24 protein-coding genes and 4 tRNA genes are annotated in these 22,203 nt (G+C 66.6%); 17 read left to right on the forward strand and 11 right to left on the reverse strand.

The window, feature by feature from the left end; all coding sequences use genetic code 11:
• Window positions 1-18: 18 nt before the first annotated feature.
• From hfq to VA603_RS16195, 9 genes are all read left to right on the forward strand, one after another.
• Window positions 19-297 carry an RNA chaperone Hfq gene (gene hfq, locus VA603_RS16155; RefSeq protein ID WP_132862736.1) on the forward strand — a complete coding sequence of 93 codons (279 nt, stop codon included), beginning with the start codon at window positions 19-21 and terminating at the stop codon, window positions 295-297.
• A gap of 14 nt (window positions 298-311) precedes the next feature.
• Window positions 312-1,622, forward strand: coding sequence for a ribosome rescue GTPase HflX (gene hflX / locus VA603_RS16160; RefSeq protein WP_192288084.1), 1,311 nt, complete (start codon window positions 312-314; stop codon window positions 1,620-1,622).
• 105 nt (window positions 1,623-1,727) lie between these two features.
• On the forward strand, window positions 1,728-2,219 hold the full coding sequence (locus VA603_RS16165) for a CinA family protein (protein ID WP_192288085.1): 492 nt from the start codon (window positions 1,728-1,730) through the stop codon (window positions 2,217-2,219).
• Window positions 2,220-2,330: 111 nt separating this feature from the next.
• A complete protein-coding gene (lexA, locus tag VA603_RS16170; protein WP_132862738.1) occupies window positions 2,331-2,975 on the forward strand; it encodes a transcriptional repressor LexA in 645 nt (214 codons plus the stop codon).
• 187 nt (window positions 2,976-3,162) lie between these two features.
• Window positions 3,163-4,200, forward strand: coding sequence for a recombinase RecA (recA, locus tag VA603_RS16175; protein ID WP_132862739.1), 1,038 nt, complete (start codon window positions 3,163-3,165; stop codon window positions 4,198-4,200).
• A gap of 113 nt (window positions 4,201-4,313) precedes the next feature.
• Window positions 4,314-4,805, forward strand: a complete 492-nt coding sequence (gene recX / locus VA603_RS16180) for a recombination regulator RecX (protein ID WP_132862740.1) — start codon at window positions 4,314-4,316, stop codon at window positions 4,803-4,805.
• A gap of 99 nt (window positions 4,806-4,904) precedes the next feature.
• The gene (alaS, locus tag VA603_RS16185) at window positions 4,905-7,556 is read left to right on the forward strand and encodes an alanine--tRNA ligase (RefSeq protein ID WP_323439448.1); all 2,652 of its coding nucleotides are present in this window, start codon (window positions 4,905-4,907) and stop codon (window positions 7,554-7,556) included.
• A gap of 141 nt (window positions 7,557-7,697) precedes the next feature.
• Complete coding sequence (gene csrA, locus VA603_RS16190; RefSeq protein ID WP_132862742.1) at window positions 7,698-7,901, forward strand: carbon storage regulator CsrA; 204 nt, start codon at window positions 7,698-7,700, stop codon at window positions 7,899-7,901.
• Between the two features lie 72 nt (window positions 7,902-7,973).
• A tRNA-Ser gene (locus tag VA603_RS16195) sits at window positions 7,974-8,066 on the forward strand.
• A gap of 507 nt (window positions 8,067-8,573) precedes the next feature.
• On the opposite strand, the gene VA603_RS16200 is transcribed toward VA603_RS16195, so the two are convergent.
• From VA603_RS16200 to VA603_RS16240, 9 genes are all read right to left on the reverse strand, one after another.
• Window positions 8,574-8,650: transfer RNA gene (locus VA603_RS16200), tRNA-Arg, on the reverse strand.
• Window positions 8,651-8,700: 50 nt separating this feature from the next.
• Window positions 8,701-8,777, reverse strand: a tRNA-Arg gene (locus VA603_RS16205).
• A gap of 62 nt (window positions 8,778-8,839) precedes the next feature.
• On the reverse strand, window positions 8,840-9,682 hold the full coding sequence (locus tag VA603_RS16210) for an alpha/beta hydrolase family protein (protein ID WP_323439449.1): 843 nt from the start codon (window positions 9,680-9,682) through the stop codon (window positions 8,840-8,842).
• On the reverse strand, window positions 9,679-10,488 hold the full coding sequence (gene thiD / locus VA603_RS16215; protein ID WP_313251290.1) for a bifunctional hydroxymethylpyrimidine kinase/phosphomethylpyrimidine kinase: 810 nt from the start codon (window positions 10,486-10,488) through the stop codon (window positions 9,679-9,681). The genes VA603_RS16210 and thiD overlap by 4 nt, the downstream gene beginning before the upstream one ends.
• A 34-nt stretch (window positions 10,489-10,522) precedes the next feature.
• Entirely contained in the window at window positions 10,523-11,194 is a 672-nt protein-coding gene (locus VA603_RS16220; protein WP_323439450.1) for a YoaK family protein, read from the reverse strand.
• A gap of 11 nt (window positions 11,195-11,205) precedes the next feature.
• Window positions 11,206-11,697, reverse strand: coding sequence for a hypothetical protein (locus tag VA603_RS16225; RefSeq protein WP_425603742.1), 492 nt, complete (start codon window positions 11,695-11,697; stop codon window positions 11,206-11,208).
• Window positions 11,698-11,702: 5 nt separating this feature from the next.
• The gene (locus VA603_RS16230) at window positions 11,703-13,103 is read right to left on the reverse strand and encodes a PhoH family protein (RefSeq protein ID WP_132862792.1); all 1,401 of its coding nucleotides are present in this window, start codon (window positions 13,101-13,103) and stop codon (window positions 11,703-11,705) included.
• Window positions 13,104-13,184: 81 nt separating this feature from the next.
• Complete coding sequence (locus tag VA603_RS16235) at window positions 13,185-13,664, reverse strand: peroxiredoxin (protein ID WP_323439451.1); 480 nt, start codon at window positions 13,662-13,664, stop codon at window positions 13,185-13,187.
• Between the two features lie 77 nt (window positions 13,665-13,741).
• Window positions 13,742-14,302: a glycine cleavage system transcriptional repressor gene (locus VA603_RS16240; protein ID WP_132862794.1), complete on the reverse strand. Its 561-nt coding sequence runs from the start codon at window positions 14,300-14,302 to the stop codon at window positions 13,742-13,744.
• Window positions 14,303-14,462: 160 nt separating this feature from the next.
• Here VA603_RS16240 and dapA point away from each other — a divergent pair, with 160 nt between their 5' ends.
• Both dapA and VA603_RS16250 read left to right on the forward strand, forming a co-directional pair.
• A complete protein-coding gene (gene dapA / locus VA603_RS16245; RefSeq protein WP_323439452.1) occupies window positions 14,463-15,356 on the forward strand; it encodes a 4-hydroxy-tetrahydrodipicolinate synthase in 894 nt (297 codons plus the stop codon).
• Window positions 15,357-15,387: 31 nt separating this feature from the next.
• Window positions 15,388-15,894: a hypothetical protein gene (locus VA603_RS16250; RefSeq protein WP_323439453.1), complete on the forward strand. Its 507-nt coding sequence runs from the start codon at window positions 15,388-15,390 to the stop codon at window positions 15,892-15,894.
• Window positions 15,895-15,965: 71 nt separating this feature from the next.
• Here VA603_RS16250 and fdxA read toward each other — a convergent pair whose 3' ends face one another.
• Window positions 15,966-16,289: a ferredoxin FdxA gene (gene fdxA, locus VA603_RS16255; protein WP_132862797.1), complete on the reverse strand. Its 324-nt coding sequence runs from the start codon at window positions 16,287-16,289 to the stop codon at window positions 15,966-15,968.
• A 157-nt stretch (window positions 16,290-16,446) separates the two neighbouring features.
• Window positions 16,447-16,521, reverse strand: a tRNA-Glu gene (locus tag VA603_RS16260).
• 41 nt (window positions 16,522-16,562) lie between these two features.
• Here VA603_RS16260 and pcnB point away from each other — a divergent pair.
• From pcnB to pgi, 6 genes are all read left to right on the forward strand, one after another.
• Window positions 16,563-17,945: a polynucleotide adenylyltransferase PcnB gene (gene pcnB / locus VA603_RS16265; RefSeq protein WP_425603743.1), complete on the forward strand. Its 1,383-nt coding sequence runs from the start codon at window positions 16,563-16,565 to the stop codon at window positions 17,943-17,945.
• A gap of 6 nt (window positions 17,946-17,951) precedes the next feature.
• The gene (gene folK, locus VA603_RS16270; protein ID WP_132862798.1) at window positions 17,952-18,440 is read left to right on the forward strand and encodes a 2-amino-4-hydroxy-6-hydroxymethyldihydropteridine diphosphokinase; all 489 of its coding nucleotides are present in this window, start codon (window positions 17,952-17,954) and stop codon (window positions 18,438-18,440) included.
• Window positions 18,441-18,471: 31 nt separating this feature from the next.
• Window positions 18,472-19,287 carry a 3-methyl-2-oxobutanoate hydroxymethyltransferase gene (gene panB, locus VA603_RS16275; protein ID WP_132862799.1) on the forward strand — a complete coding sequence of 272 codons (816 nt, stop codon included), beginning with the start codon at window positions 18,472-18,474 and terminating at the stop codon, window positions 19,285-19,287.
• The gene (panC, locus tag VA603_RS16280; RefSeq protein WP_323439454.1) at window positions 19,284-20,126 is read left to right on the forward strand and encodes a pantoate--beta-alanine ligase; all 843 of its coding nucleotides are present in this window, start codon (window positions 19,284-19,286) and stop codon (window positions 20,124-20,126) included. Before panB ends, panC begins: the two co-directional genes overlap by 4 nt.
• Before the next feature lie 180 nt (window positions 20,127-20,306).
• The gene (gene panD / locus VA603_RS16285) at window positions 20,307-20,687 is read left to right on the forward strand and encodes an aspartate 1-decarboxylase (protein WP_192288096.1); all 381 of its coding nucleotides are present in this window, start codon (window positions 20,307-20,309) and stop codon (window positions 20,685-20,687) included.
• Complete coding sequence (pgi, locus tag VA603_RS16290) at window positions 20,684-22,195, forward strand: glucose-6-phosphate isomerase (RefSeq protein WP_323439455.1); 1,512 nt, start codon at window positions 20,684-20,686, stop codon at window positions 22,193-22,195. Before panD ends, pgi begins: the two co-directional genes overlap by 4 nt.
• Window positions 22,196-22,203 lie beyond the last annotated feature (8 nt).

The raw sequence follows: 22,203 nt of genomic DNA on the forward strand, positions 1-22,203 counted from the left end.
AATAACGAGGAGTAGACGATGTCCAAGGGGCAGTCTTTGCAGGATCCGTTTCTGAACGCATTGCGCCGCGAGCGCGTGCCGGTTTCGGTGTACCTGGTCAATGGCATCAAGTTGCAGGGCACGATCGAATCGTTCGATCAGTTCGTGGTGCTGCTGCGCAATACCGTCAGTCAGATGGTCTACAAGCACGCCATCTCCACCGTGGTGCCGGCGCGCAACGTCAAGGTTGGCCCGGGCGGTGGTTACGTGCAGTCCGCCGACAGCAGTTCCCAGGCAGGCGATGACGACAACGAATAAGCAGGTGGCGGCGCATGTTTGACCGCTCGAAACGGGGCGAACATGCGTTGCTGATCCAGCCGCATGCAGGGCGGCTGGAAGAGGATGTGCTGGAGGAGTTCACCGATCTGGCCCGCTCGGCCGGTGCCAGCATCGCGGCGACCATCACCGCGCGCATGGATCGGCCCAACCCCTCCACGCTGATCGGCAGTGGCAAACTGGACGAGGTGAAGGCTGCGGCCGACGCCACCGGCGCCGACCTGGTGCTGGTGAACCATCAGCTCACCCCCGTGCAGGAGCGCAATCTGGAGCGCTTCCTGGAACGGCGCGTGATTGATCGTACCGGCCTGATCCTGGACATCTTCGCCCAGCGTGCGCACAGCCATGAAGGCAAGCTGCAGGTCGAGCTGGCGCAGTTGCGTCATCTGGCCACCCGGCTGGTCCGCGGCTGGACCCACCTGGAGCGCCAGCGTGGCGGTTCCATCGGTCTGCGTGGCCCGGGCGAAACCCAGCTGGAAACCGACCGCCGCCTGCTGCAGAAGCGGGTGGAGCAACTGCAGAAGCGCCTGGAAAAGGTCGAAGTGCAGCGCACCCAGATGCGTCGCGCGCGCGTGCGCAGCGAAATGCCGCGCGTGGCGCTGGTGGGCTACACCAACGCCGGCAAGTCCACGCTGTTCAATGCACTGACCGGTGCGGGCGCGTATGCGGCGGACCAGTTGTTCGCCACGCTCGACCCGACCGTGCGGCGCATCGCGCTGCCCGGCGGCAAGGCGATGCTGGCCGACACCGTGGGTTTCGTCCGCGACCTGCCGCACGAACTGGTCGCGGCCTTCCGTTCGACCCTGTCCGAGGCGCGCGAGGCGGACTTCCTGCTGCACCTGGTCGATGCGGCCGATCCGCTGCGCGAGGAGCGCATCGCGCAGGTCGACGAGGTGCTCCAGGCGGTGGGTGCCGGCGAGCTGCCGCAGCTGCTGGTGTTCAACAAGATCGACCGGATCGAAGGTGCCGAGGTGCGTCATGACGCGCAGGACGGCGTGCCGGATGAGTCTCGCCGCGAGCGCGTCTGGATTTCGGCGCGCGACGGACGCGGGCTGGAATTGCTGCAATCCGTGCTGGGCCGCCGGCTCGGCCTGCAGCACGTGACCGGCACGATCCGGCTGCCGCCCAGTGCAGGCCGCCTGCGTTCGCGCCTGCATCAGCTGGAGGTGATCCGCAGCGAGCAGGCCGACGAGGAGGGCTGGTTGATCGAAGTAGACCTGCCCATTGCGGAGGCGGAGAAACTGGCGGCCGGCGCCGACGGTGCGGTGATCCGCGCATTGTTGCCGGAGCCGGAACCGGAGTGGTGACATCGAAGGGCTGCCAAGCGGCCCTTCTGCCATCCAGGGCGCGGCAAAGGGACGCATCCGGCGGTGATTTGCGTTACAACGCTGTCATCCCCCACGGACGTTCCCATGAGCATTCCCACCGACTTCGACCTGGACCAGTTGGCCACCCAGCTGGGTGAGCGCCTGCGCGCGGCGCGTGATCACGTGGTCACCGCCGAGAGCTGCACCGGCGGCTGGATCGCCAAGGCCATGACCGGCGTTGCGGGCTCGTCGGACTGGTTCGACAGCGGCATGGTCGTCTACAGCTACGAGGCCAAGCAGGCACTGTTGGGCGTCAGTCCGCAGACGCTGGAAAGCCATGGCGCGGTCAGTCGCGAAACCGTGATCGAGATGGTTTCCGGCGCACTGGTGCGCTCGGGTGCAAGCGTGGCCGTGGCGGTGACCGGCATCGCGGGGCCGGGTGGCGGCAGCGAGGACAAGCCGGTTGGCACCGTGTGGATCGGCTGGAAGCGTCGCGGGGGCTACACCCGCGCCGAGTTGTTCCATTTCGAGGGTGACCGCGAAGCCGTGCGACGGCAGACCGTGGGCGCCGCGCTGCGCGGCCTGGAAACCCTGTGAGGGCATTCAGGCCGGGATGAAGTCGTGGCCGGCCGGAACGTCGTGGCGGTTCAGCCAACTGAACTCCTGCCCTGTTGACGGCGGGTTTTGTTAGTAGCAATACTACTAACCATGAACCTGACCGATACCCAGCAGGCCATCCTCGACCTGATCGCCGAGCGCATCGAAGCCGAGGGCGTGCCCCCATCGCAGACCGAGATCGCACGTGCCTTTGGCTTCAAGGGCGTGCGCTCGGCCCAATATCACCTGGATGCCTTGGAAGCGGCCGGCGCCATCGAGCGCGTGCCGGGTCGGGCGCGTGGTATCCGCGTGGTACGCCCCTCGGCCGGGACAGACGCCGCCGTGCCGGCCCTGCCTGCCGCCAACGACCAGATCCTGCGCTTGCCGGTGCTGGGGCGCGTGGCCGCGGGCCTGCCGATCGGCGCGGACATCGGCTCGGATGACTTCGTGGTGCTGGACAAGGTGTTCTTCTCGCCGGCGCCGGACTACCTGCTCAAGGTGCAGGGCGATTCGATGATCGACGAGGGCATCTTCGATGGCGACCTGATCGGCGTGCACCGCACCCGTGACGCGCGCTCGGGCCAGATCGTGGTGGCGCGGATCGATGAGGAGATCACGGTCAAGCTGCTCAAGATCGCCAAGGACCGCATCCGCCTGCTGCCCCGCAATCCCGACTACGCGCCGATCGAAGTGCTGCCCGACCAGGACTTTTCGATTGAAGGCCTGTATTGCGGCCTGCTCCGGCCGAACCGCTGATGGGGACGGATTGCACAGCCATAACCACCTGTTTTTCTTACGTTAGAGGGCTGGTTGTGCTGCTGCCGGTATCCTTGCCGGCCCAATAATTTTGTCGTCTCGCCGCCAGTCTCAGCCTTTGCGATACGACACCCCTACAGTGGACCCCATGACGAAATCTACGAAATCAACGACGAGGACGAACCCGATGGACGAGAACAAGAAGCGCGCGCTCGCCGCTGCACTGGGCCAGATCGAAAAGCAGTTCGGCAAGGGTTCGGTGATGCGCATGGGTGACCGTGTGGTCGAGCCCGTCGAGGCCATCCCGACCGGCTCGCTGATGCTGGATATCGCGCTGGGCATTGGTGGCCTGCCGAAGGGCCGCGTCGTTGAGATCTACGGCCCGGAGTCCTCCGGCAAGACCACCCTGACCCTGCAGGCCATCGCCGAGTGCCAGAAGCTGGGCGGCACCGCCGCCTTCATCGACGCCGAGCACGCGCTGGACCCCATCTACGCCGCCAAGCTGGGCGTGAACGTGGATGACCTGCTGCTGTCCCAGCCCGATACCGGTGAACAGGCACTTGAAATCGCCGACATGCTGGTGCGTTCGGGCTCGGTGGACATCCTGGTGATCGACTCGGTGGCTGCACTGACCCCGAAGGCGGAAATCGAAGGCGAGATGGGCGACCAGCTGCCGGGCCTGCAGGCCCGCCTGATGAGCCAGGCGCTGCGCAAGCTGACAGGCAATATCAAGCGTTCCAACACGCTGGTGATCTTCATCAACCAGCTGCGCATGAAGATCGGCGTGATGATGCCGGGCCAGAGCCCGGAAACCACCACCGGCGGCAATGCGCTGAAGTTCTACGCCTCGGTGCGCCTGGATATCCGTCGCATCGGCGCGATCAAGAAGGGTGACGAGATCATCGGCAACCAGACCAAGATCAAGGTGGTCAAGAACAAGCTGGCCCCGCCGTTCAAGCAGGTCATCACCGAGATCCTCTATGGCGAGGGCATTTCGCGCGAAGGCGAGCTGATCGACATGGGCGTGGACGCCAAGCTCGTCGAGAAGGCGGGTGCCTGGTACAGCTACGGCGACGAGCGGATCGGCCAGGGCAAGGACAACGCCCGTGGTTACCTGCGCGACAACCCGCAGGTCGCCGCGCGCCTGGAAGCCGAGCTGCGCGAGAAGTTCCAGCCGTCCGAAGCGGCGCGTGAAGAAGGCGACGACGAGCAGGACGAGGAATGAGTTTCCCGTGGGGGCGGGCGGCGCATCGTCAGTGACGTCGTCCCGCTCCCGCGGCATTTTATCCAGGAGCCGTTGTGCCAGGGATGGCGTCATCCTGGAGGGTGATGGACGCAATGAGCGAATTTGAGGAGCCAGCGGCCGGCAAGGGCAAGCGCCGCCGTGAGCAGACCCCCTTGCAGCGGGCGCTGGGCCTGCTGGTGCGCCGCGAGCATTCGCGCAAGGAGCTTGGCCGCAAGCTGAAGGCCCGGGGCATCGAGGCCGAAGCGGTGGACGCCGCCGTGAACCGGCTGGCCGAGGAGGGCTGGCAGGACGATACCCGCTTCGCCGAAGCGCTGGTCCGCAACCGGGCCAATACCGGCTATGGGCCGTTGCATATCCGGGCCGAACTGGGCACCCATGGGTTGAGCGGGGAGCAGATCGAGGCCGCGATGGCCACGTTCGAGGGCGATTGGGCGGAGAACGCCCGTGAGCTGGTATGCCGCCGTTTTGGCGAGGACGGCCCGCAGGAACTGCCGCAACGGCGCAAGGCCGCGGACCTGTTGGCCCGGCGCGGGTTTGACGGCAGCTGTATCCGCAGCGCCACCCGATACGATCCAGAGGACTGAGAGGGCTGGGCCTGATACCCTTTCAGGGTTTCGGTTGTCCCGAATTCCCGTGCCCGCCAGGGTGGTCGGGACCCGTCTGCCAGCTTATTGCCAGTCCCCATGAATACACCTGTCAAATTCACTACCTCCCAGATCCGCAGCGATTTCCTCGAATTCTTCAAGAGCAAGGGCCACACCATCGTGCCGTCGGCGCCGCTGGTGCCGGGCAATGACCCGACCCTGCTGTTCACCAACTCCGGCATGGTGCAGTTCAAGGACGTGTTCCTGGGGGCGGAGAAGCGCAGCTACGTGCGCGCGGCCGACGTCCAGCGCTGCCTGCGTGCCGGTGGCAAGCACAACGACCTCGACTCGGTGGGCTACACCGCCCGTCACCACACGTTCTTCGAGATGCTGGGCAACTGGTCCTTCGGTGACTACTTCAAGAAGGAAGCCATCGCCTGGGCGTGGGAACTGCTGACCCAGGTCTGGAAGCTGCCGGCCGAGCGCCTGCTGGTCACCGTCTATCACACCGACGACGAAGCCCATGCGCTGTGGCGTGACATGGTGGGCATCCCGGAAGAGCGCATCGTGCGCATCGGCGACAACAAGGGTGCACCGTACGCGTCGGACAACTTCTGGCAGATGGCCGACACCGGCCCGTGTGGCCCCTGCACCGAGATCTTCTACGACCACGGTGCGCATATCGCCGGTGGTCCCCCGGGCTCGCCGGACGAGGATGGCGACCGCTTCATCGAGATCTGGAACCTGGTGTTCATGCAGTTCGACCGCCAGCCTGACGGCTCGCTGCAGCCATTGCCGGCGCCGTGCGTGGATACCGGCATGGGCCTGGAGCGCCTGGCGGCGATCCTGCAGCATGTGCATACCAATTATGAAATCGACCTGTTCCAGGCGTTGATCCGCAAGGCCGCCGAGCTGACCGGCACGGCCGACTTGGAGAACAAGTCGTTGCGCGTGATCGCCGATCACATCCGCGCCTGTTCGTTCCTGATCGTTGATGGCGTGCTGCCGTCGAACGAAGGCCGTGGTTACGTCCTGCGTCGCATCATCCGTCGCGCATTGCGCCATGGGTGGATGCTGGGCGTGCGCCAGCCGTTCTTCAGCAAACTGGTGCCGACCCTGGTCGAGCAGATGGGCGAGGCCTATCCGGAGCTGCCGGCGCAGGTCGATACGGTCGTGCGTGCCCTGCAGGCCGAGGAGGAGCGCTTTGCCGAAACCCTCGACGCCGGCATGAAGATCTTCGATGACGTCGCCGCCAAGGTGAGCGATGGCGTGATCCCGGGCGTGGATGCGTTCCGCCTGTACGACACGTATGGCTTCCCGCTTGATCTCACCCAGGACATCGCGCGCGAGCGTGACCTGACCGTGGACACCGACGGCTTCGACGCCGCAATGGAAGACCAGCGCCGCAAGGGCCGCGAAGCCGGCAAGTTCGGCGGTGGTGTGACGCTGTCCGCCGAACTGGTCGCTACGCTGAAGCCGACCGTGTTCCTGGGCTACGACCGCCTGCAGGCCGATGGCCTGACCGTGGTCGCGCTGCTCAAGGATGGTCGTCCGGTGGAGAGCGTCCAGGCCGGTGATGAGGTCATCGTGCTGACTGACCAGACCCCGTTCTACGCCGAGTCCGGTGGCCAGGTCGGTGATACCGGTACGCTGGTGGGCAACGGCTTGCAGATCGCCGTCGGCGACACGCAGAAGTTCGCGGGCCAGTTCCACGGCCATGTCGGTACGTTGAAGCAGGGTGCCCTGAAGATCGGTGACGTGCTGGCCGGGCAGGTGGATGCCCAGCGTCGTGGCGCCACCATCCTCAATCACTCCGCTACCCACCTGTTGCACGCGGCCCTGCGCGAAGTGCTGGGCACCCATGTGCAGCAGAAGGGTTCGTTGGTGGCACCGGATCGCCTGCGCTTCGACTTCTCGCACTTCCAGCCGATCACGGCCGAAGAGCTGGCTGTCATCGAGCGCAAGGTCAACGAGCAGGTGCGTGCCAACAATGCGGCCGAAGTGCACAACATGGGCATGCAGGAAGCGTTGGATTTCGGTGCGATGGCGCTGTTCGGCGAGAAGTACGGCGAGCACGTGCGTGTCCTGAAGATGGGCGAGTACTCGACCGAACTGTGCGGCGGCACGCACGTGTCGCGCACCGGTGACATCGGCCTGTTCAAGATCACCTCCGAAGGCGGTGTGTCCTCGGGCGTGCGCCGCATCGAGGCGGTGACCGGGCAGGGCGCGCTGGACTATGTGGCCGACGAGGAGCAGCGCCTGCATGATGCGGCCCAGTTGCTGGGCGGCAGTGCAGGGGACGTGGTGGACAAGATCCGCCAGCTGGGCGAGCGCCAGAAGAAGCTGGAGCGCGAGCTGGAAGCACTCAAGGCCAAGGTGGCCTCCGGTGCGACCGAGGACCTGGGCGCCTCGGCCATTGAGGTTGGCGGCGTGAAGGTGCTTGCCGCCCGCCTGGAAGGCTTTGACGCCAAGGCCCTGCGCGACACCATGGACCGTCTCAAGCAGCAACTGGGCGACGCGGTGATCCTGCTGGCGGGCGTGCAGGACGGCAAGGCGGCGCTGGTCGCCGGTGTGAATGGCGCCGCACTGGGCAAGGTCAAGGCCGGGGAACTGCTCTCCCATGTCGCCGGTCAGATCGGAGGCAAGGGCGGCGGCCGTCCAGACATGGCCCAGGGTGGCGGTGAGGATGGTCCGAAGCTCGTGTCGGCCCTTGACGGTGTGCTGGCGTGGATAAAGCCGCATTTGACCTGAACATGAACAGAAATCCGCCTTGAAGGTCTTTGCGCCCTGCCGTTAACATTGGGAGTCTTTTCCCTTTGTCGTGGGGCGCATCGCTTCAAAGCGCGCCAATGCCGGCGGGAAGCCCCCCCGGTTCCATGGAGATTCGCAAAAATGTTGATCCTGACTCGCCGTGTAGGCGAAACCCTGATGATTGGCGACTCGGTCAGCGTGACCGTGCTCGGTGTCAAGGGCAACCAGGTACGTATCGGTATCACCGCGCCGAAGGATGTGGCAGTGCATCGCGAGGAGATTTTCCAGCGCATCCAGCGTGGCGATGATGCGGGTGCATCGGGAAGTGAAGAAACTTCCGAATAAGGGTTTACCTTTCACCTCGTTTAACGTTATTCTTCGCGCCCCGCTACGGAATACGCAGCGGGCAAGAAAAACGGAGTGATGCCCGAGAGGCCGAAGGGGCTCCCCTGCTAAGGGAGTATAGGGTCAAAAGCTCTATCGAGGGTTCGAATCCCTCTCACTCCGCCAGTCAAAAAAAGCCCCTTTTCAGGGGCTTTTTTATTGCCCGTGATACTGCCTCGGCGTGCGACGCATGCGCGTATGTTCGAAGCCTGCCGGCTTCGTTGTCATCAGTGCCGCGAGTGGGTTGAGGTGATGTCGTGGTGAATTGCATGCGTTGCTTCGGGCATGTCCTTGAGGGCGTTCTCAGGCGGGAGCCTGCATGCGTGGTGCGCACGGTGAAGCATGAAGCGGCAGGGGGCCGTGGTGGCGAGTGGTGCGTGGTCCTGTTGCCTTGCTTGGTGCGCGCCAGTGTGTGCACGCCTGCCGGGGTGATGCAGGCGGCCTGGGGTGGCGGCGGAGCTGTATGTTGCGCGTGGCGCTGTGATCGCGCGCGTCTGAGGGTTGCTTCGTGCCGGGTGCGTGCGCGGCTACCTTGTGGCGGCGTGAGCGCGTGCGAGGGAGGGGGGGGTAGGTGGGGCTGCCTAGATGACGGGCATAAAAAAAGCAGGCTGCGCCTGCTGTTTTTTATTGAAATGGTGCGCCCGGAGAGATTCGAACTCCCGACCGCCTGGTTCGTAGCCAGGTACTCTATCCAACTGAGCTACGGGCGCATATTTCATTAGGTTTTGAAGCATGCAGAATTGAATTCTGCTTTCTGACGTGGTGCGCCCGGAGAGATTCGAACTCCCGACCGCCTGGTTCGTAGCCAGGTACTCTATCCAACTGAGCTACGGGCGCGTCGTCAGGAGCGAGATTATGCGGATATGCTGCGGCTGCGTCAACGCTTTTGTGAAATTTTCTTAATCATCGTGATGAAGCAATGCCGAGGCGACGGCCTGCGGAGATTTCATCCAGTGGAAGTGATCTGCACGGGCGTTGAGCTGGGTCGAAGACAGTAATTGCAGCGTGCTCGGAGCAGTCGGCATCTTCGCCAACAGGGCGCGCATGGAGCTGGCCGGTGCCAGCCAGTCCGCATCGAACACAACGGCCGCGACCGGCGCCTGGATGCGGCGCAGCCCCGCCTCCAGGTCCGCATCCAGTCCTGCGGCGGCGTAGTGGTTGCTGAGGCCGACGCGGGCCCAATCGCGGATCAGGCCGCGGGCCTCGGTACCGCCGAAACCCACGCGACGTCCGGGCAGGGTGCCATTGCGATCGGCGAGCCAGGGCAGGAAGCGATAGGCCAAGGGCAGCAGGTAGCCACGGGGCGGGGGAAAGCTGCGCCACCATGGCGTGCCGCTGGCGACCAGGTAGAGCGCATCCAGTTCGTCGGTCCGTTGGCCGGCGTAACAGCTGCCGAGCTGTCCGCCGAGGCTATGCCCGCCCAGGCGCATCGGCAGGCCCGGCAGTGCAGCGTGCAGCGCGGCTTCGGCGGCGGGCAGGTCGTGCTGCAGCAGCTCGCGGTAACCCCAGTCCTGGTGGCGGCCCGGGCGCAGGCTGCTGCTGCCATTGCCACGCCACTCATGCAGGAACACGGCGATGTTGCGTGCCGCCAATGCTTCGGCGAAGGGAAGGTAGTGCCGGGCGGCGACACCCAGAGCGGGCAGCCACAGCAGGCTGGCAATGGGGCGGTCAGGCAACTGCGCCAGTAGTTCGAAACGGTGCCCATCGGGCGTGGTGACGTCCAAGCGGGCCTCGCCGATCATGCGGAGGGTGCCGCGCCAAAGTGATCCAGCACCATGACCTCGCTGCGGCCGGGCAGGTAGCCGCCGCGCAGGCCGCGTGCGACGTAGTCGATCGCCGCTTCGCAGGCGTTGGCCGCGCTCAGGCCGCGGCACAACTGGGCGGCGATGGCCGAGGCAAGCGTGCAGCCGGTGCCATGGGCGTCCACCGGCAGTCGTGCGTGGCTGAACTCCTCGCTGCTGACACCGTCGAAATAGCGGTCGATGACGCGGCTGCCTTCGTGCAGGTGGCCGCCCTTGAGCAGGACGGCGCCGGCCCCGAGCTGGATCAATGCGGCGGCGGCGTCCTCGGCGTCACCGGCATGGGTGATGCGTCGGCCGAGCAGCAACTCGGCCTCGGGGGTGTTGGGGGTGAGCAGCGTAGCCAGCGGTACCAGGCGCTCGCGCATGGCCTGCAGGGCGCTGTCTTCGAGCAGCTTGGCGCCGCTGGTGGCGACCATCACCGGGTCCAGCACCACGTGGGCGGGACGGCGTTGTTCGAGTACATCGGCGACGAGATGGATCACCTCGGCATTGGCCAGCATGCCCAGCTTGACGGCATGGATGTCGAAGTCGTCGAAGCAGGCGTCGATCTGGGCGCGCAGGAAGCCCAGCGGCGGGACATGCACGGCGGTGACGCCGCGGGTGTTCTGCGCGGTCAGCGCGGCGATGGCCGACAGCCCGTGCACGCGATGGGCGGCAAAGGCCTTGAGGTCGGCCTGGATGCCGGCGCCGCCGCCACTGTCGGAGCCGGCGATGGTCAGGGCGGAAACGGGCGTGGAAGGCGTCATGCGCCGATTGTGCAGTGTTTGCGCGCTGCCTGCCTCAGTGATGCCGGAACAGCGTCCATTGGCGGTACAGCACGTAGCCCAGGCCGGTCAGGCCGGTCAGCAGGGCCGGGACCAGCAGCGCGTCGTACTGCCAGCGCACGAACAGCCAGGCGCCGATCACGCCGCCGGCGAGGAAGCCGCTGATGATCAGGCCGCTGAGGGTCAGTCTTCGCAATTGCAGTGGCAGGCCGCGCAGCAGATGCCCGAGGCCGATGCCCAGGTCGGTGAACATGCCACTGAGGTGGGTGGTGCGCACCACCGCGCCACTGAAGGTGGTGGCCAGCGCGTTCTGCAGGCCACAGGCCATGGCCGCGGACATCGCGCCCCACACCTGGTGTTGCTTGAACAGGGGAATGGCCAGCAACAGCAGCATCGATTCCAGCGCAAGGGCCACGCCGTAGCGGCGCCCCAGTTGCAGGGTGCTGTCCTGGATGAGCAGCCCGCTGAGCATGGCGCCCAGCGAGAAGGCGATCAGCAGGCCCCAGAGGTGGCCGACGCTGCGCCAGTCTCCCTGGGCCAGTGCCATGCCCAGCTGGCTGGTGCTGCCGGTCAGGTGGCTGACGGCCTGGTGCTCGAAGCCGAGAAAGCCGACCACGTTGACCATGCCGGCAACGCACGACAGTGCGACGGCACCAATCCAGACCCAGGTGGGCAGGCGTATTCCCACGTCCCTCGCACTCAGGGCGTCGCGGGCGGGCCGTTGAACTGCACGTCGGAGAAGCTGCCGGCCTGCGGGTCGTAGACCGCGCCCCAGAACTGGCGACCGCCATCGCAGACGCGGATGGCTTCACGCGCGGGGTTGATCTCGCTGTGGTCCGGCAGCGGGAAGGCGTTGACGTAGATCAGGCGCCTGCCTTCGGATTCGAAGCCGACGTACTGGCGGTTGGACTGCGCAGCATCCGGCACCGAGGCGGACAGCTGCGGCAGGTGGCTTTCCAGTGCATCGACATCGCTGCGGCTGGGAGCCCAATAGCCGGTTACCGCGCCGGCATGGCGGGCCGGGCTGTCGCGCGAGCAGGTGTCCAGCACCTGCGCGGCGACAACCGGACGCGTGACCACCCAGGATTGCCCGGCCTTGATCGCGGTCGGCACGAGGGCGCCGGGCTTGACGTTGGACGGGGTGCAGGCGGCCAGCGCGAGGATCGCGCCGGCCGACAGCAGGGCATGCAGGTGTTTCACAGGACCTCCGAGGCGTAATCGGCCAGGCGCGAACGCTCGCCCCGGCGCAACGTGATGTGCGCACTGTGCGGCCAATTCTTGAAACGGTCCACCGCGTAGGTGAGGCCGGAGGTGGTTTCGGTCAGGTACGGCGTGTCGATCTGCTCCACGTTGCCCAGGCAGACGATCTTGGTGCCCGGGCCGGCGCGGGTGATCAGCGTCTTCATCTGCTTGGGGGTGAGGTTCTGCGCCTCGTCCAGGATCAGGTAGCGCGACAGGAAGGTGCGCCCGCGCATGAAGTTCAGCGAGCGGATCTTGATGCGGCTGGCGAGCAGGTCGTTGGTGGCCGCGCGGCCCCAGGCGCCGCCCTCCTGGTTGTGGGTGAGTACTTCCAGGTTGTCGGTCAGCGCGCCCATCCACGGCGTCATCTTCTCTTCCTCGGTGCCGGGCAGGAAGCCGATGTCCTCGCCGACGCTGACCGTGGCGCGGGTCATGATGATCTCGCGGTAGCGCTGGGTATCCATGGTCTGGGCCAGGCCGGCGGCCAGCGCCAGCAGGGTCTTGCCGGTGCCGGCGGTGCCGAGCAGGGTGACGAAGTCGATCTCCGGGTCCATCAGTGCGTTGAGCGCGAAGTTCTGCTCGCGGTTGCGCGCGGTGATGCCCCAGACCGAATGCGAGCCATGGCGGAAATCATCCACCAGGCTGAGCACGACGCGGCCATCGCCCTCGACCTTGGCGACCTTCAGTTCCACCTCGTCGTCACCGGGCAGGTAGACGTACTGGTTGGGATGCCAGTCCTCGTCGTCGGTGGCGCGGATCTCGTAGCTGGTGCGGCCCTTGTCGCTCCAGCTGCGCAGGTCGTCGGTGTGCTTCTTCCAGAAGTCTTCCGGCAGCGCGTTGGCGCCGGTGTAGAGCAGGCTGAAGTCGTCCAGTGCGCGGTCGTTCTCGTAGTCCTCCGAGTCGATGCCGGCGATGGCCGCCTTGATGCGCAGGTTGATGTCCTTGGAAATGAACACCACCGGTGTTTCCGGGTGCTGCTCCTTCAGCGCCAGGATCGCGCCGAGGATGGCGTTGTCCGGGATGACCTTGCCAAAGCTCTTGCCAGCGTCGAAATGGCTGGTCTGGAAGTACAGGCGGCCGGCACTCTGCGCGCCGCGCAGCTGCAGGCCCTGCGGACGTTGCAGCGGCACGCCCTCGTTGACGCTGTTGATGCCGGCCGCCTCGATCAGCTCGTTGAGGAAGCGGCTCACCTGGCGGGCGTTGCGACTCGCTTCGGTGGTGCCCTTCTTGCCGTTGTCCAGCTCCTCGATCACCTGCATGGGCAGGTAGACATCGTGTTCCTCGAATTTGAACAGCGCGGTCGGATCGTGCATCAGCACGTTGGTATCCAGTACGTAGATGCGCTTGCCTCGGGTCATCGTCGATTCCTGGTGGCGGGACAGGGTCACGCCCCCCCGCCGCGGGGCCGGGCGGTGGCGTGGGTTGGTACGGGAGGTGGGTCACTTGGCTTGGGCGGCCTTCAGGGCGTCCAGCACGGCGTCGGCATGGCCGGCAACCTTGACCTTGCGCCATTCCTGCACGAGCGTGCCGTCGGGCGAGATCAGGAAGGTGCTGCGCTCGATGCCGCGCACCTGCTTGCCGTACATGTTCTTGAGCTTGATCACGTCGAAGGCCGTGCACAGGGCCTCGTCGGCGTCGCTGATCAGCGGGAACTTGAATCCCTGCTTGCCGCAGAAGTTGTCGTGCGACTTGACCGAGTCGCGGGAGACGCCGAACACCTGCGCGCCGGCACGCTTGAACCTGGGCAGCAGGGCGTTGAAGTCCAGTCCCTCGGTGGTGCAGCCCGGGGTGCTGTCCTTCGGGTAGAAGTACAGCACCAGCCAGTGGCCGGCCTGTTCGGCGAGGGTGGTGGTGGCGCCGCCGGACAGGGGCAGCGGGAGGTCGAGGGTCGTGCGGTCCAGGGTGTCGCCGATGTTCATTGGATCCTTTCCGGAGCCTGGGGTAATTCGATTGCAATCACATGAAACGCCGCGCGCCTGTGACGGGCGCGCGAATGTCAGAACTTCATCGGGTCCATGATCGCGTCCAGGTTGAGGTGGTCGCAGAATTCGAGGAAGTCGTCACGCAATGCCGCGATGTGCATGTTGGAAGGCACGCCGATGGTGATCTGCGCGGAGAACATCTCCGCACCGGTCTGCATGGCCTGGTAGCGCGTGCTCTGCAGGTTCTCGATGGTGATGCCCTGGCGGTCGAAGAAGTCGGCCAGCTGGAACAGGATGCCCGGCTTGTCGGCGGCGATCACTTCGACGATGTACGGCAGCAGGTTGGACTGCACCTGCTTGGCGGCGGTGCGGTACCACACCAGCTTCAGGCCTTCCTCGCGCTCCAGGCGCGACAGCATGGCTTCCAGCTTGGCCACGGCATCCCATGAGCCGGTGGCCAGGGTGGTGACCGAGACATCACGGCCGACGGTGGAGAGGCGGGCGTCGACCAGATTGCAGCCGCTGTCGGCGATGCGACGGGTGACGGACAGCAGGGGGGACTCCGGATGCGTCGTGTAGGCGTTGATCAGGAGGTGGTTTTCAGTCGGCAGCGGCCGCGGCGTGGTGTCGGTCAAGGTGGTTCCGGAATGCTGGAGAGTCTGAACGGCGCCGCTGGCGGCCCGTTCACTGGCGTCCAGCATACTTGCCCCTGCTTTCGACCGGCAAGTAACATGCTTTTGGTCACGAACCCGCCGTCTTGCGGGCTTCTTTACCCCCACGAAGAGCGACGATTCCTTGTCCATTACTGGTCTCATCACCGCGCTGGCCACCCCGTTCAGGGAAGACGGCGCATTGGATCCTGACGCCTGGCAGCGGCTGCTTGCATTGCAGCGCCAGGCCGGCGTGCAGGGCGTGGTCGTCGCCGGTTCCACCGGCGAGGCCGCCACGTTGTCCGACGAGGAGTACGACAGCCTGCTGCGCAGCGCGGTGTCGGCCTTCGGCGGCAAAATTCCGGTGATGGCCGGCACCGGCCTGTCCGGTACCGCGAAAACCATCGCGCTGACCCGGCGTGCCGCCGCCAATGGCGCGACCCACGCGCTGGTGGTCACCCCGCCGTACGTGCGGCCGACCCAGGAAGGGCTGCGCCAGCACTACCTGGCGGTGGCCGAGCAGGGCGGGCTGCCGGTGGTGCTGTACAACGTGCCGGGCCGCACCGGCTGCGACCTGCTGCCGGAGACGGTGGCCCAGCTGGCCACGCACCCGAACATCGTCGGCATCAAGGAAGCGGTGGGCGACATGGCGCGCCTGAGGGCGCTGCTGGAGCTGCGCAGCGACACGTTCGCCCTGCTCAGCGGCGATGACGGCACCGCCGCGCGCTCGATCCTGGCCGGTGCCGATGGCCTGGTCTCGGTCGGTTCCAATGTCCTGCCGGGCGCTTACCGGACCCTGTGCGACCTGGCCCGTGCCGGCCAGCACGAGGCCGCCGAGTCCTGGGATGCCCGCCTGCAGCCGTACCACGATTTCTGTGGCGTCGAGTCCAACCCGATCCCGGTCAAGGCGCTGCTGCAGCGCATTGGCATCGGTCACGGGCTGCGCCTGCCGCTGCTCCCGCTTTCCGCGCCGCATCACACTGCTGCCGACCATCTGGCCGCCGACGTGGGTGCGCTGGAAGAACTATCCAGCCGCTGATCGCAGCGGCCTGAACCTCGGAGATTCACCCATGCGTCAAACCTCTACTGTTCGCGTGCTTTCGCTGGCGTTGCTGGCCGTTGCGACCATTGCCGCCTCCGGCTGCCACCGCGGTGCGCGCGGCGATTACGCCCTGGCGCCGGAAGCCCGCCCGCTGGAAGTCCCGCCGGATCTGAACCTGCCCAACACCTCCGGTGCCGCGGCCATCCCGGCGCTGGCCTCGGCCAACAAGCCAGTGGCCGCTTCGCAGGCGAGCGTGGCCTCCTCGCAGAGCGGCTTTACCGCCGCCGGCAGCCGCGACGAGGTGTTCGGCAAGGTGGGTGACGCCCTCGGCGGCATCGAAGGGGTGACCATCGCCAGCCGCGCGCAGCTGCTGGGCTCCTATGATGTCGGCTACGAAGGCAGCAACTTCCTGGTGCGCGTGGTGGCCGTGGATGCCGGTGCCTACGTGTCGGCGGTGGACCCGCGCGGCATGCCGGCGACGGACGCGGCCGCGGTCAAGCTGATCGCCGCGCTCAAGGCCAAGCTGGCCGGCTGAGGCCGGACCGCTGCCAGCAACGAAAACGGGCGCCCAGGGCGCCCGTTTTCATAGGGGGAGCTGCGGCGCGATCAGCGCTCGAGCAGTTTCAGCTTGTCCGGCTTGCCGTCCCAGTCGGCGGCGTCGGCCGGCGGGTCCTTGCGCACCGTCAGGACCGGCCACTCCTTGGCGAGCTCGGCGTTGAGGCCGACGAAGACCTCCTGGCCGGCCGGCACGTCGTCTTCCGGGAAGATGGCGTTGACCGGGCATTCCGGCTCGCACAGGGTGCAGTCGATGCATTCATCCGGGTCGATGACCAGGAAGTTCGGGCCTTCATGGAAGCAATCCACCGGGCAGACTTCAACGCAATCGGTGTGTTTGCACTTGATGCAGTTTTCGGTAACGACGAAAGGCATGGCGGGGTCCGGCTTTGAGCCCGGCAATTCTAGTGCAGGATGCCGTGGCAGGGCGGGGGGATGTTCGTTCGCGGCAGGCCGCGGGGCCTGGCAGGGGGCTGGGCCGCAAAACAAAAAACCCCGCAGGGCGGGGCTCTTGATGTATCGCAGACGGAGTTGGCGCTCCCTAGGGGACTCGAACCCCTGTTTTAGCCTTGAGAGGGCCACGTCCTAACCACTAGACGAAGGGAGCGTTTGGTCGCGTCTGGCGAGCGCGCTAGTATATGCACCTGGTTGCCGTTCGGCAATCCCGTAAACCCAATTGGAAGCGCCACCATCAATTCCCCAGTTACAACACCATTCACGCTGCATGTCATCCCGCGCGACCAGCACACCATTTCGCGCAAGGACATCAGCCCCAATGCGCTGCGGGTGCTGTACCGCCTGCGCGAGTCCGGCTTTGGTGCCTACCTGGTAGGTGGCGCCGTGCGCGACCTGCTGGTGGACGGGCGGCCCAAGGACTTCGACGTGGCCACCGACGCCACCCCCGAGCAGGTCAAGCAGTTGTTCCGCAACTGCCGGCTGATCGGGCGGCGGTTCCGCCTGGCCCATGTCGTGTTCGGCCGCGAGATCATCGAAGTGGCCACTTTCCGCGCCAACAGCGATGACGGCAGCGGCGACCGCGAGGTCGAGAACGGCATGCTGGTGCGCGACAACGTGTACGGCAGCATCGAGGACGATGCGGTCCGCCGTGACTTCACCTGCAACGCGCTTTATTACGCCATCGAGGATTTCTCGGTCCGCGACTACGTCGGCGGCTTCGAGGACGTGATGGCCCGGCGCATGCGCCTGATCGGCGACCCCGAGCAGCGCTACCGCGAGGACCCGGTGCGCATGCTGCGCGCGGTGCGGCTGGCCGCCAAGCTGGGCTTCGAGATCGACGGGCCGACCGCCGAGCCGATCCCGCGCCTGGCCACGCTATTGAATGAGGCCGCGCCGGCACGACTGTTCGAGGAAGTGCTCAAGCTGTTCCTGGCCGGCCACGGCGTGGCCAGCTTCGAGGGCCTGGAGCGCTACGGCCTGCTGCAGGTGCTGTTCCCGGAGAGCGCCGCCGCGCTGAAGAGCAACCGTACCGGTGCGTTGCGCCGGATGGTCATCGCCGGCCTGCGCAGCACCGACGAGCGGGTGGCCAACGACGAGCCGGTCTCGCCGGCCTTCCTGTTCGCGCTGCTGCTGTGGCCGGCGTTCTGCCGGACCCTGATCGGCCTGCAGAAGCAGGGCCTGGCCCCGGAAGAGGCGCAGCGTCGCGCCGCCGACCGGGTGACCCTGCACCAGTTGAGCACGATCGCCCTGCCGCGCCGCTTCTCGCTGCCGATGCAGGAGATCTGGCTGCTGCAGTCGCGTTTCGCCTCGCGCCAGCGCAAGCGCGTGTTCCGCACCCTGACCCATCCGCGCTTCCGGGCCGCGTTCGACTTCCTGGTGTTGCGCCAGGTGGCCTCGCCGGAGCATGAGCAGGACATCGCGTTCTGGCAGGAAGCACAGCAGCAGAACGGCCGCGAGCTGGAATCGAGTCTGGAGTCGATCCACGCCGAGGTCGATGCCGAGCAGGACGGCGAGGCGCCGCGTCGCCGCCGCCGGCGCCGCCGGCGCCCCGGCGGCGCGGTATCGGGCGAGTAAGCCACGATGGTGATGGCCTGCATCGGGCTCGGCGCCAATCTCGGCGACGCGCCCGGCACGGTGCGCGCCGCGATCCAGGCGCTGGGCCGGCTGCCGCAGACGCGGCTGCTGGCGGCCTCGCGCCTGTACCGCACCCCGGCCTGGGGCAAGCAGGACCAGCCGGACTTCATCAATGCCGCCGCCGCGGTGGAGACCAGCCTGCCAGCGCCGGAGTTGCTGGCCGAGCTGCTCTCCACCGAACAGGCCTTCGGGCGGGTCCGCAACCCGGGCGAGCAGTGGGGGCCGCGGACGCTGGACCTGGACCTGCTGCTCTATGGCGAGCAGGTCATCGATCTGCCGCAACTCAAAGTGCCCCATCCCTACCTGCACGAGCGTGCCTTCGCCCTGCTGCCGTTGGCCGACGTGGCACCGCTGGCGCTTATCCCGGGCCATGGAACGGTGCGGGACACACTTGCTGTCATCAAAACCTGCGACATCGCGCCGATAGGGGGATAATGCTCGGCTTATCACCAAGCGTTACCCCCATATGAGCACACACGCAGACAGCAAACCCTGGACCGTCCCGGCCCTGGCCGACGCCAAGCGCAACGGCCAGAAGCTGGTGATGTTGACCGCCTACGACGCCGGCTTCGCCCGCGCCTTCGATGCCAACGGCGTGGACCTGATCCTGATCGGTGATTCGCTGGGCATGGTCGTGCAGGGGCACGATTCCACCTTGCCGGTGACCGTGGCCGACATGGTCTACCACACCCGCGCGGTGTCGCGCGTGCTGCAGCGTGCGCTGCTGGTGGCCGACCTGCCGTTCGGTGCGGATGCGACCCCCGAGCGCGCGCTGGAGGCCTCGCTGCAGCTGCTGCAGGCCGGCGCGGAGATGGTCAAGATCGAAGGTGCCGGCTTCAAGCTGGACATCATCCGCCACCTGGTCGAGCGTGAAATCCCGGTGTGCTCGCACCTGGGCCTGACCCCGCAGTCGGTGCTGCGCCTGGGTGGCTACCGCGTGCAGGGCCGAGGTGATGCCGCCCAGCAACTGGTCGATGACGCCAAGGCCGTGGTCGCCGCCGGCGCCAGCCTGCTGGTGCTCGAATGCGTGCCCAGCCCGGTCGCCGCGCGCGTCACCGCCGCGGTCAGCGCGCCGACCATCGGCATTGGTGCCGGCCCGGACTGCGATGGCCAGGTGCTGGTGCTGCACGACTTCCTCGGCCTGGACAGCGGCCATCGCCGGCCCAAGTTCGTCAAGGACTTCCTGGCCGAAGGCGGCTCGGTCGCCGGTGCCGTACAGGCCTACGCCGACGCCGTGCGCGCCGGTACCTTCCCCGACGCGGAGCATGCGTACGCATCATGATCGAGACCGTTACCGACCTTGCCCGGCTGCGTGCCATCGTTGCCGGCTGGAAGCGCGATGGGCTGCGCGTGGGCTTCGTGCCGACCATGGGCAACCTGCATGCCGGCCATTATTCGCTGGTAAAGCTGGCGCGCCAGCACGCTGACCGGATCGTCTCCAGCGTCTTCGTCAACCCGACCCAGTTCGGTCCGAACGAGGATTTCACCCGTTACCCGCGTACCCCGGAGGCCGATACCACCGGCCTTGAACAGGCTGGTTGTGACGTGTTGTGGCTGCCGACGGTCGAATCGATGTACCCGTTTGGCGTGGGTCTGGCCGCCAATGTCCATGTGCCGGGCGTGAGCGCCCTGCTGGAAGGGGCTTTCCGCCCCGGCCACTTCGACGGGGTCTGCACGGTGGTGAGCCGCCTGTTCAACCAGGTGCAGCCCGACGTGGCCGCGTTTGGCCGCAAGGACTACCAGCAGCTGGCGGTGATCCGTCAGATGGTGACCGACCTGGCATTCCCGATCGAGATCCTCGGCGGCGAGATCGTCCGTGAAGGCGATGGCCTGGCGATGAGTTCGCGCAACCAGTACCTGACCGCGGAGATCCGTCCGCAGGCGACGGTGATCCGGCGCGTGCTGCTGGCCATGCGTGAGGCCTACCTGGCGGGCGCCACGCGCGAGCAGGTCGAGGCCGACGGCGCCGCACAGCTGGAAGCGGCCGGTTTCCAGGTGGACTACGCGGTGGTGCGGCTGCCGGATCTGGGCGAGCCGGGGAACAGTCATGACGGTGCCCGCGTGGCGCTGGTGGCCGCCAAGCTGGGCAGCACCCGCCTGATCGACAACGTCGAGTTCTGAATGGGGCAGCAAGGGGACTTCGCCTGTCCCGCCGATGCCTGTTCCTGACTGCCGATGGCGCCCTCGTGGCGCCATCGGCGTCTTCGGGCCCCGTCCCCGGGAACACGCTTGTTGCAGTGCGGGCAAGCCGTCATGCGGGTGCTAGACTGCGCGCTTTCACACGCAGTTTTCGGCATTGCCATGCAACTTTCCCTGCTCAAGACCAAGATCCACCGCGCCACCGTCACGCACTCGGAGCTGAACTACGAAGGCTCCATCGCCATCGATGACAACCTGCTCCAGGCCACCGGCATCCGCGAGTTCGAACAGGTGCACATCTGGGACGTGACCAACGGTGCGCGCTTCACCACCTACGCCCTGCGTGCCGAAGCCGGCAGCGGCATCATCTCGCTCAACGGCGGCGCCGCGCGCCACGTGCAGGTGGGCGACATCATCATCATCGCCGCCTTCGCCAGCATGAGCGAGGAAGAAGCCAGCCGCTTCAAGCCGAAGCTGGTCTACGTCGATGGCGACAACCGCATTTCCCACACCAACGACAGCATCCCTACACAGGCCGCATGACCACGTACAACGGATTCGACGTATTGCGCACCCACGCCCAGCGCTTGCAGGGCACGGGTATCCCCACGCTGCTGGCCGCCGAGCCGGACCGGGTGAAACGCCTGGCGCTCAAGGTCGGTCCGTTGTATGTGAACTTCGCACGACAGAAGTACGACGCCGCCGCCCTGCAGGCGTTGCTGGAGCTGGCCGCCGCGCGCGATGTCACCGGCGGCTTCCAGCGCCTGTTCGGCGGTGAGCGGATCAACATCACCGAGGACCGCGCGGTGCTGCACAGCGCCCTGCGCGGCAACGCCAGCCAGGCGCCGGTCGCAGTTGCGGCCAACGCCGAGGCGGTGGCGGTGCAGCAGCGCATGGGTGCGCTGATCCAGCAGCTGGAAGCGAGCAATGTCACCGACATCGTCAGCGTCGGCATTGGCGGTTCGGACCTGGGCCCGCGATTGGTGGCCGATGCGCTGCGTCCGGCAAGCGGCGCGCGCTTCCGCGTGCATTTCGTTTCCAACGTCGATGGCGCGGCGATGCAGCGCACGCTGGCTACGCTGGACCCGGCGACCACCGCCGGCATCCTGATCTCCAAGACCTTCGGTACCCAGGAGACGCTGCTCAACGGCGCGATCCTGCGTGACTGGCTGGGTGGCAGCGCGCGCCTGTACGCGGTCAGCGCCAATCCGGAGCGCGCGGCCAAGGCGTTCGAGATCGCCGCCGAGCGCGTGCTGCCGATGTGGGATTGGGTGGGGGGGCGCTATTCGCTGTGGTCGGCGGTCGGCTTCCCGATCGCGCTGGCCATCGGCTTCGAGCGCTTCGGCCAGTTGCTGGCCGGTGCGGCGGAAATGGATGCCCACGCCGCCAGTGCGCCGCTGGACCGCAACCTGCCGGTGCTGCATGCCTTGACCGACATCTGGAACCGCAACGTGCTCGGCTACGCCACGCACGCGGTGATGACCTACGACCAGCGCCTGGCGCTGCTGCCGGCCTACCTGCAGCAGCTGGTGATGGAAAGCCTGGGCAAGCGGGTCAAGCTCGACGGCAGCCCGGTCGACGTGGACACCGTGCCGGTGTGGTGGGGCGGTGCCGGCACCGACGTGCAGCACAGCTTCTTCCAGGCCCTGCACCAGGGCACCAGCATCGTGCCGGCCGACTTCATCGGTTGCGTGCGCAATGATGATCCGTACACGGTCAACCACCAGGCACTGTTGGCCAACCTGCTGGCGCAGACCGAGGCATTGGCCAACGGCCAGGACAGCGAAGACCCGCACCGGCAGTACCCGGGCGGCCGTCCGAGCACCTTGATCCTGCTGGATTCGCTGACCCCGCAGTCGCTGGGGGCGCTGATCGCGATGTACGAACATGCGGTGTACGTGCAGTCGCTGGTCTGGGGCATCAATGCGTTCGACCAGTTCGGCGTGGAGCTGGGCAAGCAGTTGGCCAACCAGTTGCTGCCGGCGTTGCAGGGGCAGGCGGTGGAGATCGCCGATCCGGTGACGCGCGAGGCGCTGGCGCTGCTGCGCTGATTGTCGCG

The organism is Stenotrophomonas capsici (genome assembly GCF_034961085.1).
Lineage (GTDB): Bacteria > Pseudomonadota > Gammaproteobacteria > Xanthomonadales > Xanthomonadaceae > Stenotrophomonas > Stenotrophomonas capsici.